Raw genomic sequence first — 11,345 nt, forward strand, 5'->3', positions numbered from 1 at the left:
CGCGGTTGCCTATGATCAGAGGCGCCATCGTTGAGGACCAGCCAAGATAGTTGGAATCCAGTGCGTCCAGAAGGGAGTCGATGTCCTCCTGCTCATGACCGCCGAAGTAGTCCCCGGCGTTGATGTACCGGGGAGAGGGCCCGACGAGAATCAACGCGCCGAAGCGGTCGGGTTTCCGCACGGCGGCGAGGACACCGATCATCGCGCTCACGGAGTGCCCGATGAAAACAGCGTCATGCAGGTCAAGGTCGTCAAGGATGTCGAGGAGGTCCTCTGCATAGCCGTGGAGGGAGTCGTACTTCCCTGCGTCGTAGGCGCTGAGGTCGGAGCCTCCCGCTCCCACCTGGTCGTACAGGACCACGTGGTAGTCCTCTTCGAAGGAGGGAGCGACGGCACTCCACATCTCCTGGCTGCAACCGAAGCCGTGTGCGAAGACCATCGGCCGCCCGGCCGGGTTCCCCGAAACGGTGACGTTGTTGCGCTGCTGAACCGGGCTCAGCTGGTCGGTGGGCAAGACACTCCTGATCGTTGAAACGGAGAGGCAGCCAGATCCTGGTCCTCGGTAAAACAACCAAAATCGTAGCGGAGGGTACCGGTGTCCCCAATTTATAACGGGGGGTTCACATCGCGATCTAGTTCATGTATAAAGCTGCGGTGGAAAGAAGGTGCGCCGCGAGGAGCGGATTATACGCACAAACCCCGCAGGAGGATGAGCGTAGATTTCTGGTCGATCTCGAACAACCATGAGGGTATGTCCAGCTGCCGACGCCGCCAACCGAACCTCGCCGTGCCGCGCCGCGCGCTCCCGAACGGCAGCATCGAGTGAGCATCGGGAGCGAGCTTCACGGAGCGGTGGACCGCGGTGAGATCCTTGCCTGGTTCCAGCCGCAGGTTGACGTCGAGACCGGCCGGATCGCCGCCGTCGAGGCTCTGGCACGGTGGCAACACCCGGTAAGGGGAATGGTGTCTCCGCTGGTCTTCATCCCGGCGGCCGAAGACACCGGCGCTATCCACGAGATAGGCGCGTTCATGCTGAGGGAGGGATGCCGTCACGCTGCGCGGTGGCGTGATCGTGGCTTCAAGCTTGACGTCTCAGTGAACGTCTCAGCAATTCAGCTCGCAAAACCGGGCGTCTTCGCCCAATTGCACGATCTGCTTGACACCTTCGCGCTGCCCGAGGGCGTCCTCACGATCGAGATCACTGAATCTCAGCTCATCGCCGATCTGAAGGATGTGGCGACGAGGCTCGCGCATCTTAAGTCCTTCGGGCTCGGAATCGCGCTCGACGATTTCGGCACGGGGTATTCGTCACTGGCGCAACTCCAGGACCTTCCGATCACGGAGTTGAAGATCGACCGGTCGCTCATCCAGGCGCAATCGGTCGGGGGCGAACTGATCGCGCTGGCCGTCGCGCTCCTGCAGGAACGGGGCGTTCGAGTCGTCGCTGAGGGCGTCGAGACGGAGGAGCAGCTCGAGCGGGTCCGTCACATGCGGTGCGACCGGGCGCAGGGCTATCTCTTCGGACGGCCGATGCCCGTCGGCAAGGTCGACGAGATGCTCGACCACGCGCTCGCCTAGCGTCGTCGCCAACGCGTTCGCGACGACGCAGAAGCAGGCTACAGGCCGAACGCGTCGTCCTCGAGTGCGCCATTCGCGCTGGCGGCGGCTTCTGCGCCGTTGTGCTCCCCGCCGACGTCGATCTGGCTCCAGACCACGGGCATGCCCGGCGAGAAAAGAATGTCGAGGCCAGGGCCCCCGCGCAGCGGCGGAATGTTCACGTAGCCGCCGCCGGCCTGGATCGCCGCGAGAATCTTGGAGCGCAGTTCAGTGACGGGGTCTGGGAGAAAGTAGTCCCGGCCGTCAACGGTCAACCTGTGTACGATCACTCGAATCATCCTGTCTGTGCTTGCGCCGGCTGGACGGCGCACAAATCACTACGCTACCGGCTCCGATCTGAACTTTTTGACAATGGGGCAGGGCTTGCATTCGGAAGCGCCAGCCGGGATAGTTCGCCGCTGCGACAACCCAAGCAGCGCGGGGCCGGCTGACCGTATGACGCTCATCCACCGACCGTTCATCCGCGCTCGGTAGGCTCAAGACACTATGAGAATCTCTGTGATCGGCTGTGGTTACCTCGGTGCCGTGCATGCGGCGTCGATGGCCTCCCTCGGGCACGACGTTGTCGGAATCGACGTCGACGCCGAGAAGATCGAAGCACTGGCCGCCGGCCGGCCACCGTTCTATGAGCCGGACCTGCCCGAATTGCTCGCCGGCGGCCTGGCCTCTGGACGGCTGCGGTTCAGCACAGACATTGCGGATGCGGCGGGGAGCCTCGTGCATTTCGTCGCCGTCGGCACACCCCAGTTGAGAACGGGCGGGGGAGCGGACCTCACCTATGTCGACGCGGCTTTCGCTTCGTTGATGCCCCATGTGGCCTCCGGGGAGCTGGTGGTCGGTAAGTCAACGGTGCCCGTCGGAACCGCTGCCAGGCTCGCGAAGCTCGTGGAGCCTACCGGTGCGATGCTCGCCTGGAACCCGGAGTTCCTGCGCGAAGGCTACGCGGTCAAGGACACCGTCACCCCCGACCGGCTCGTGTATGGAATCGCAGACGGCCAGACGGCATCCGTGGACCTCCTGAACGAGGTGTACGCCACGGCGGTCTCGGCGGGCACTCCCGTCGTCGTCACCGATTACGCGACAGCGGAACTCGTCAAGGTCGCGGCGAACGCGTTCCTCGCCACCAAGATCTCCTTCATCAACGCGATGGCTGAGATCGCCGAAGTCACCGGCGCCGACGTCACCCAACTGGCGGATGCCATCGGCTACGACGTGCGGATCGGCCGCAAGTTCCTCAACGCCGGCGTCGGGTTCGGTGGCGGATGCCTGCCCAAAGACATCCGCGCGTTCACGGCACGGGCGGAGGAACTCGGTCGCGGCGAGTCCGTCGCCTTCCTCAAGGAGGTCGACGCGATCAACCTGCGCCGGCGCCAACGCGCCGTGAACATGGTCGTCGAAGAGCTCGGCGGGAGCGTGTTCCGCAAGAAGGTCGCCGTGCTCGGCCTCGCATTCAAACCCGACAGCGACGATGTGCGAGATTCGCCCGCCCTCGATGTCGCCGTGCAGCTGCACGGGCTTGGCGCACACGTCGTCGCCACAGACCCTGAGGCGATCCCCAACTCGAGGCGCCTGCATCCGCAACTCTCCTTCGGGACCCTCGACGAGGCCCTCGATGGAGCCGACGCTGTCGTGCTGCTCACCGAGTGGAAGCAGTACCGCGCGCTGAACCCGTCGTCGGTGGCCTCGAAGGTCGCGCATCCGATTCTCGTCGACGGCCGGAACGCCCTCGACGCCGACACCTGGCGGGCGGCCGGCTGGACTTACCGGGGCCTCGGGCGCCCCTAGCGCCGTCAGCCTCGGGTGCGGGCTCCCGGCCGTCGTCGAAGCCGCAATTTATCGGCTATTCTTATTGAGGCCTCAGGGCCATCGGGGTGTGGCGCAGCTTGGTAGCGCGCTTCGTTCGGGACGAAGAGGTCGTGGGTTCGAATCCCGCCACCCCGACAGTCAGACCGTCCGGTTCCGCAAGGAGCCGGGCGGTCTTTTTGTTGCCCTCGCGCAGCGGCAGCCCGGCAGCCCCCAGGCGGCCAGGCAGCCCGCATCGCACGGGTCCGCCTGGCTTCAGAAAGACCCTCGGACGAGGCGGCCGACGTGCGCGGTCAGTCCCGGGCGACGAGGGTCAGCAGGGTCGCTTCAGGTCGGCACGCGAAGCGAACCGGGGCATAGATCGACGTGCCGAGGCCACCACTGACGTGCAGGAACGCCGAGCGGAGCGCGTGGCGCCACAAGCTCAGCCCCTTGACCTGGGTTCGCGGGATATCGCAATTCGTGACCAGTGCGCCGTAACCGGGCACGCAGACCTGCCCACCGTGGGTGTGCCCAGCGAGAATCAGGTCGGCTCCATGGTTGAGGAAGGAGTTCAGGACCCGCTGGTACGGCGCGTGGACGACGCCGATGTGAACAACGTGCTGCAGGCCGGCATCCGAGGTATCAAGCGTCTCGTCGTCCTGCTGGCTGTCAAGCAGGCCCGTCAGCAGGTCCAACCGGTCCGCGCCGATGTGCGGGTCGTCGACCCCGAAGACGTCGAACCGGGTGCCATTCACGATGACACTTCCGACCGCGTTGTTGAGGTTCTGCCAGCCGAGGGCGTCTGCGAAGAACGTGTCAAGGCGGGCCGTGTCGAGGTTGCGCTTGCGCGGGCTCTGCGGCCCTCGGCCGGCGCTCGAGGGGCCGGTGAAGTAGCGCAGCCAGTTCTTGCGCATGGGGCCGAAGTAGTCGTTGGAGCCGTGGACGTAGAGGCCGGGGATGCCGCCGAACTCGGCGAACGCACGCTCAACACCCGGGATGCCGTCTTCGTGCCCGAGGTTGTCACCGGTGTCGACGATCAGGTCAGGCTTCAGCAGCGCGAGGGACCGAATCCACGCCTGCTTGTCGTGCTGCCACGGCGCCATGTGGAGGTCGCTGAGGTGCAGGATCGTGACGGGTTCCGCGCCCTTGGGAAGCACGGGCACGGTTTCGCGACGCAGGGTGAAGAGCCGGCGTTCGACAAGCGAGCCCCAGGCGAATGCCGCGGCACCGGCGAGCGCGAGCGCGCCCAACGCACCCCCGGCCCCTCGGCCGCGAGCGGTCCTGGGCACTAGCACTTCTGTTTCAGGACCGTGATGGTCACTTCACCGGCTGGATCCGTCTCGGTACCCGGCCCTGGATTCTGCGCCGTCACGATTTCGGGAAGGGATGCCCCACCCGGGGCGGCTTGACAGGCATCCTTGACGTTGTTGAATCCCGCCGCTGCCAGCTCGCTGCGCGCGGCATCCGGCGACTTACCGACAACGTTGGGAACAGTGCCGGCCTGCGGCTGGTCTTCCCCGGGCGCCTCAGGTGCCCGAGGAGCGGTACCGGTCGACGGCTGGATGGTGATGGTCGAGCCGGTGGAGACGGATGCTCCGGCCCCTGGACTTGTCGAGGCGACGAGTCCAGCGCCGATGCGCGAGGCGACGGGCGAACCCACCTGGGTGCTGAAGCCGGCGCGGGAGAGCGCTGTCTTCGCTGCCTCGACCGACTGGCCCGTGACATCCGGGACCCTGATCTGCTTGGCGCGGATCAGGGCGTCGTCGGGTGCCGCGAATCTCTCTCCGCCGTACTTGGCGATCGATGAGCGCAGGATGCCGGAGAAGATCCCGAACTTGGCGCTGAAGCCCGACACCCCCTTCTTGACGCGGACGTCGTACATGCTGGAGTCGCCGACGACGTTGCCGACCCAGAGCGAGGTGACGGCCTCTGTGGTTCCACCGGTGATCCACGAGTGGCGAGCCTCATCAGCGGTCCCGGTTTTGCCCATGAGGGGTGCTCCGGGGACGGCGGCGCGGGCTGCGGTTCCGCCGCTCTCGAAGACGGTCTCCAGGGCGAAGGCAGCGGTGTTTGCGACCTCGGGGGTCACCGCCTGGGTGCACTGGCTCTTCGGCGCAGCGATCTCTTCTCCGTCGGGGCCGGTGATCTTGTCGATCGCGACAGGGGTGCAGGAGAGGCCCTGTGCCGCGATACCGGCGATAGCCGTTGCGAGGGACAGTGGGGCGATCTCGTTCGACCCGAGGAGCGTTGCAGGGTGCCGCTGGAGGTCTTCACCATCGGCGCGGTGCACGCCCATGTCGGCTGCGGTCTGGAAGATTTCGCACATGTCGAGCTTCTGCGCCATGGCGATGAACGCGGTGTTCACCGATCGCTTGGATGCCTCGATCGGGGTGATCATGCCTGGGCTCGTGCCGTCGTAGTTCACCGGCGTGTACGACTTGGTGTAGTTGCCTGAGCAGCTGTCCGTCCACCTGGTGAACGTCCGCTTCTCACCGCTGACCGACTCGCGAAGCGAGTGCCCGTTCTTGAGCCAGTCGAGCAGGATCATCGACTTGAAGGTCGATCCAACGTCGAAGCCGCTCGAGCCGCCGTACTTGTAGTCGGTGTTGTAGTTCACCGACGTGAACTCGCCACCGGGAGACGTCTTGTCCGAGTCGTTGCTGTAGGTCTTGTTCTGGGCCATCGCGAGGACACGACCCGTGCCCGGCTGAACGGTTACAGCCGCGCCACCGATGCGAACGCTCTCCATCGACTTCGGGAGGTATTCGTTGATGGCGGCGGCGGACGCAGCCTGCAGGTCGAGGTCGAGAGTGGTGTAGATCTGGAGCCCACCGCGTCGCAGCGTCGCCGCGCGGTCCTCAGGAGTCTCGCCGAACACGGGGTCGTTCTTGACGATCCTGGTCACGTAGTCGCAGAAGTAGGCGCTGTCGCCTGCCGTCTGGCATCCGGTGCTCGGCGGGTTGATGGCTGGGGTGACCGGAACCGCGCGCGCTGCGTCGTGCTGTTCCTGGGTGATCTTGCCCTCGGCGAGCATCTTGCCGATGACGTAGTTCCTGCGGTCGAGGGTCATGGCATAGCCGTTTGCAGCGCCGTTCGACTCGCTCTCCGGAAGGTCGATCCGCAAGGAGGACGGGTAGTTGACGATTGCGATGAGCGTCGCCGCCTGCTCGATGTTCAGGTCAGCGGCGTTGACGCCGAAGTAGTACGTGGATGCGGCCTGGATGCCATAGGTGCGCGCGCCGAAGTTGGCGATGTTGAGGTACCCGAGCAGGATCTCGTCCTTGCTGTAGTCCTTCTCAACCCCGATGGCGTACCGCATCTCCTTGAGCTTGCGGCCGGCGCCCTCCATACCGTCTGCCGTGGTCGCCTCATTGGCGCAGGCGTCGAGTTCTTCCTGGCTGCCTGAATCGATCTCACACTGCTGCACCAGCACGTTCTTCACGTACTGCTGGGTGATCGACGAGCCGCCCTGGGTGTCACCGCCGATGTACGTGCTCAGGATGGCGCGGGTCGTCCCCATGACGTCGATTCCGCCGTGAGTGTAGAAGCGGGGGTCCTCAGCCGCGACGGCGGCGTCCTTGGCGTACTGGGAAACCTGTTCCCAGGTCACTTCTTCGCGGTTCTGGTCGAAGAACGACGCGAGGAGGGTCTGCTGACCGTCTGAGGCGGTCGCCCAGATGTTCGTCTTCTCCATGGTCTTGCCGACCTTGAGGTAGTCAGGAAGCCCGTCGAACACGCTGATGGCGTTGTTCGCTGTGACGCCGGTTACGGCGAGGGCAGGTGTGATGGCAGCAGTGACGAGGAGGCCGGCGGCGACACTCAGACCGATGAAGCCAAGGAACCCCCCGAGCACACCTCTAGCCGTGCGTTTTTGTTCAGGCATAGGATCGACAATAAGTGACAAATCTGTAAAAGCACCCCTACCCGCACGAAACAAGAGGAAAATATGCCCCGCTGGGAGTACATCACCACCCCGTTGATGATCCATAACACCGCCGCCATACTCAACAACTGGGGCAGCGATGGGTGGGAACTCGTGCAGGTGGTCAACGGACCTGAAGGTGGTCTCGTTGCGTACCTCAAGCGCCCAGTGGCGGATGCCTGATGTCGCGAATCGCCGACCGGCTCGCTGAGCTTGGGCTCACCCTTCCCGCCGTGGCGGCACCGGTTGCCGCATACGTTCCCGCTGTCGTGCACGGGAACCTCGTCTACACATCCGGCCAGCTGCCCTTCGTTGACGGTGCACTCCCGGCCACCGGCAAAGTCGGTGCTTCGGTCTCAGCCGAGGACGCGCAGGCCTACGCGGCGACCAGCGCACTCAACGCGCTCGCCGCCATCCACGAGGTGATCGGCTCTCTCGACCGGATCACCCAGATCGTCAAGGTCACCGGCTTCGTGGCATCCGACCCGTCTTTCACGGGCCAGCCCGGAGTGATCAACGGAGCATCGACGCTGCTCGGTGACGTCTTCGGTGACTCCGGCATCCACGCGCGCTCCGCTGTCGGCGTTGCGGTGCTGCCGCTGGACGCCCCGGTCGAAGTGGAACTCGTCGTCGCGTTCGCTTGAGGCGCGCTTTCGGCGCACGCTTGAGCGGAGATCGCACGGTTAGCAGGATGCTTCCCAGCATTCGGTCCTTCTAATCGTGCGATCTCCTTTTTTCCGGCTTCATGCGCGGATCCTCCACACGCCGACACCTGCGCCGCGGATCCCACATTTGGGAGGTGGGGCCGCCATAGAGGTGGCGGTTCCGCCACCGTCGACAGATGGACATTGCGGAGTGGCTCAGGACTCACGGCCAGATTGCCCACACCAAGGACGTCCTTCACGCTGGTGCTTCCAAATACGCGATCCGGGGAGCGGTGCGCTCAGGGCTTGTCACCCGCGTGCGGCGGGACTGGCTCGCCCTGCCGGACTGCGATCCTCTACTGCGCCTCGCGGCCAGCGTCGGCGGGCGCCTCACGTGCCTCACCGCTGCCAAGCGCATCGGTCTCTGGACGGTCGCAGACAACGTCACGCACCTTGCGGTGCCACCTCACGCAAACTCTCTGGTGCTTCCCACTGGTGTGAAGCCTCACTGGGCGACTGGTCCTGTCTCGACCAATCGTCGGAAGCTCGTCGATCCGTTCGAGAACGTTTTGGTGCGCGTAGCTGAATGCCAGCCATTCGAGACAGCGGTCGTGGTTCTGGACTCGGCGTTGAGGCTCAGAAAGATCAGCGCCGGTCACCTGCAGCGAATCGCATCGAAATCGACGCGATTCGCCAGCGCTCGCGAAGCGGCGAGTGAGTTTTCCGATTCGGGCATCGAATCGATCCCGCGGCTCAGACTCGCGCGGATCGGAATCGTCGTGCGACAACAGGTCATCATCGACGACCACCCGGTCGATGGGCTGATCGGGGATCGGCTTGTTCTGCAGATCGACGGCTACGGCCCGCACTCGAACGCGGACCAGCGGCGCCGGGATCTCCGGCAGGACGGCCGGCTGATCTTGAGAGGCTACACCGTTTTCCGGTTCGACTATGCGCAGGTGCTCGGCAGGTGGACCTATGTCGAGGCGACCGTTCTCTCCGCAATGGCGCAAGGATTACACCTGGCGTGAAGAGCAGCATCCGCCCGTGTATGCACCAGCCGTTGGCATCCGCCACGCTCCAATCGGCGACGAGCGCGAGCACGCTCGGACGGCAGATTACAAGGAGATCGCACGGTTTGCAGGATGCTTATAAGCACTTTGTCCTGCTAACCGTGCGATCTCCTGCAAATCGTGCGCTGCCTACTTCGCCGTCACCTGCCCCGTGATGATCTGCATCACCGTCGTGTCGGCCAGCGTGGTCGTGTCACCGACCTCCCGGCCCTCTGCGACATCGCGCAGCAGGCGACGCATGATCTTCCCCGACCGGGTCTTGGGCAGCTCGTTCACGATGAACACGTCACGAGGCCGCGCAATTGGCCCGATCTGCTCGCCGACGTGCGCCCGCAGAACCGCAGCGATGTCCTCCACCGCAGCCGACTCCTCGAGCATGCTCTCCTTGATGATGACGAACGCGACGACGGCCTGGCCGGTGGTGTCATCGTGAGCGCCGACAACAGCGGCCTCAGCGGTGAACGGATGCGCGACGAGCGCTGACTCGATCTCCGCCGTCGAGAGTCGGTGTCCCGAGACGTTCATCACGTCGTCCACACGGCCGAGCAGCCAGATGTCGCTGTCGTGATCGAGCCGGGCCCCGTCACCGGCGAAGTACAGGTGCTTGTCGCCGAACTTCTCCCAGTAGGTCTCCTTGAACCGCTCCGGGTCGCCCCAGATTCCACGCAGCATCGACGGCCACGGCTCGGCCACGACGAGCAGCCCGCCGTTGCCGGTGCCGACATGGTGGCCGTCGTCGTCCACCACGTCGACGTTGATGCCGGGGATCGGCACCTGGGCACTGCCGGGCTTCGTTTCGGTGATGCCGGGGAGCGCCGAGATCATGATCGCGCCGGTCTCGGTCTGCCACCAGGTGTCAACGACCGGTGCGGCCTTCCCACCGATCACCTTGCGATACCACATCCACGCTTCAGGGTTGATCGGTTCACCGACCGAGCCGAGCAGGCGCACCGATGACAGGTCGAACTGCTTCGGAATCTTCCGCCCGAGCTTCATGAACGAACGGATGGCGGTGGGCGCCGTGTAAAAGGTCGTCACCTTGTACTTCTCGATGATCTCCCACCAGCGCCCGGGATGGGGCGTGTCTGGCGTGCCTTCGTACAGCACCTGGGAGGCGCCGTTCGCGAGAGGCCCGTAGACGACGTAGCTATGACCGGTGACCCAGCCGATGTCGGCCGTGCACCAGTAGACGTCGGACTCCGGCTTGAGGTCGAAGACGATCTTGTGGGTGAAGGCGCACTGGGTGAGGTAGCCGCCCGACGTGTGCAGGATTCCCTTCGGCTTGCCGGTCGTGCCGGACGTGTACAGGATGAACAGAGGGTTCTCGGCGGGGAACGACTGCGCCACATGCTCGGGCTCGGCCTTGGCCATTTCCTCATGCCACCACAGGTCGCGGTCGGTCCAGTCGATCTCGTTCTCGCCGCGCTTGACGACGAGCACGTTGGTGACCGTCTCCTGCGGGCCGAGGTCGCCGCGGGCCTGCAGCGCGGCATCCACCGCCGGTTTCAGCGCCGAGACCTTGCCCTTGCGCCACCCGCCGTCAGCAGTGATGACGAGCTTCGCGCTCGCATCGTCAACCCGCGAACGGATGCTGTCGGCGCTGAATCCGCCGAAGATCACCGAGTGCACAGCGCCGAGGCGAGCGACGGCGAGCATCGCGACGACCGCTTCGGGGATCATCGGGAGGTAGATGGCGACGCGGTCGCCTTCGCCGATGCCCAAGCCCGACAAAACGTTGGCGGCGCGCTTGACCTCCGCCGTGAGATCCGCGTAGGTGACCGTGCGGCTGTCTCCTTGCTCGCCCTCCCAATGTAACGCGACCCGGTCGCCGTTGCCGGCCTCCACGTGGCGGTCGAGGCAGTTGTATGCGACGTTCAGGCGGCCGTCGTCGAACCACTTGGCGAACGGCGGGTTCGACCAGTCGAGGGTGCGGGTGAAGGGAGTTTCCCAGTCCAGCAGCTCACGTGCCTGCCGGGCCCAGAACTCCAGACGGTCGGCCTTCGCCTCCTCGTAAAGCTCGGTTGTGGCGACGGCGTTTCTCGCGAACTCCTCGCTCGGCGGAAACTTGCGGTATTCGTGCAGGAGATTGTCGATCTGCGTATTCATCTTGTGGCTACTCGCTCCTTTGCGACGGTTCACGGCAATGAGAACTGGTGTGACTTCTACAGACTGTACTCCGATCCTCGTGGCCCCTCTTGGGGGGTGTTTGGCGCCGGTTTTCCGGCGCTTACGACGGGTCCACTCTTTGGGGGACCCGAATCGCCTCCGCAGGTCTTGCATAGCGGCATTTTGCGCGTACACTTG

At 64.9% G+C, this 11,345-nt stretch carries 10 protein-coding genes and 1 tRNA gene; 6 read left to right on the forward strand and 5 right to left on the reverse strand.

Annotated elements, in window-relative coordinates:
* The coding region (locus JWP90_RS06690; RefSeq protein WP_297361459.1) for an alpha/beta hydrolase at nucleotides 1-514 on the reverse strand (514 nt) is incomplete at its 3' end.
* 308 nt (nucleotides 515-822) lie between these two features.
* Here JWP90_RS06690 and JWP90_RS06695 point away from each other — a divergent pair.
* Entirely contained in the window at nucleotides 823-1,578 is a 756-nt protein-coding gene (locus tag JWP90_RS06695; RefSeq protein WP_297361462.1) for an EAL domain-containing protein, read from the forward strand.
* 38 nt (nucleotides 1,579-1,616) lie between these two features.
* On the opposite strand, the gene JWP90_RS06700 is transcribed toward JWP90_RS06695, so the two are convergent.
* The gene (locus tag JWP90_RS06700) at nucleotides 1,617-1,886 is read right to left on the reverse strand and encodes a hypothetical protein (RefSeq protein WP_297361465.1); all 270 of its coding nucleotides are present in this window, start codon (nucleotides 1,884-1,886) and stop codon (nucleotides 1,617-1,619) included.
* Between the two features lie 217 nt (nucleotides 1,887-2,103).
* Between JWP90_RS06700 and JWP90_RS06705 the strand changes: the two genes are divergently transcribed.
* Complete coding sequence (locus JWP90_RS06705; RefSeq protein ID WP_297361467.1) at nucleotides 2,104-3,402, forward strand: UDP-glucose/GDP-mannose dehydrogenase family protein; 1,299 nt, start codon at nucleotides 2,104-2,106, stop codon at nucleotides 3,400-3,402.
* 82 nt (nucleotides 3,403-3,484) lie between these two features.
* Nucleotides 3,485-3,558 (forward strand) — tRNA-Pro (locus JWP90_RS06710).
* 155 nt (nucleotides 3,559-3,713) lie between these two features.
* On the opposite strand, the gene JWP90_RS06715 is transcribed toward JWP90_RS06710, so the two are convergent.
* Nucleotides 3,714-4,691 (reverse strand): metallophosphoesterase, encoded by a 978-nt coding sequence (locus JWP90_RS06715; protein ID WP_297361470.1) that lies wholly within the window; start codon nucleotides 4,689-4,691, stop codon nucleotides 3,714-3,716.
* Nucleotides 4,691-7,285, reverse strand: a complete 2,595-nt coding sequence (locus tag JWP90_RS06720) for a transglycosylase domain-containing protein (protein WP_297361473.1) — start codon at nucleotides 7,283-7,285, stop codon at nucleotides 4,691-4,693. Before JWP90_RS06720 ends, JWP90_RS06715 begins: the two co-directional genes overlap by 1 nt.
* A gap of 63 nt (nucleotides 7,286-7,348) precedes the next feature.
* Between JWP90_RS06720 and JWP90_RS06725 the strand changes: the two genes are divergently transcribed.
* From JWP90_RS06725 to JWP90_RS06735, 3 genes are all read left to right on the forward strand, one after another.
* Nucleotides 7,349-7,507, forward strand: coding sequence for a hypothetical protein (locus JWP90_RS06725; protein ID WP_297361475.1), 159 nt, complete (start codon nucleotides 7,349-7,351; stop codon nucleotides 7,505-7,507).
* Nucleotides 7,507-7,968, forward strand: a complete 462-nt coding sequence (locus JWP90_RS06730; protein WP_297361478.1) for a RidA family protein — start codon at nucleotides 7,507-7,509, stop codon at nucleotides 7,966-7,968. The genes JWP90_RS06725 and JWP90_RS06730 overlap by 1 nt, the downstream gene beginning before the upstream one ends.
* 197 nt (nucleotides 7,969-8,165) lie before the next feature.
* A complete protein-coding gene (locus JWP90_RS06735) occupies nucleotides 8,166-8,999 on the forward strand; it encodes a type IV toxin-antitoxin system AbiEi family antitoxin domain-containing protein (RefSeq protein WP_297361480.1) in 834 nt (277 codons plus the stop codon).
* 171 nt (nucleotides 9,000-9,170) lie between these two features.
* On the opposite strand, the gene acs is transcribed toward JWP90_RS06735, so the two are convergent.
* Nucleotides 9,171-11,147, reverse strand: coding sequence for an acetate--CoA ligase (gene acs / locus JWP90_RS06740; protein ID WP_297361483.1), 1,977 nt, complete (start codon nucleotides 11,145-11,147; stop codon nucleotides 9,171-9,173).
* Nucleotides 11,148-11,345: the final 198 nt, after the last annotated feature.

It is taken from the genome of Mycetocola sp. (genome assembly GCF_025464835.1).
Lineage (GTDB): Bacteria > Actinomycetota > Actinomycetes > Actinomycetales > Microbacteriaceae > Mycetocola_A.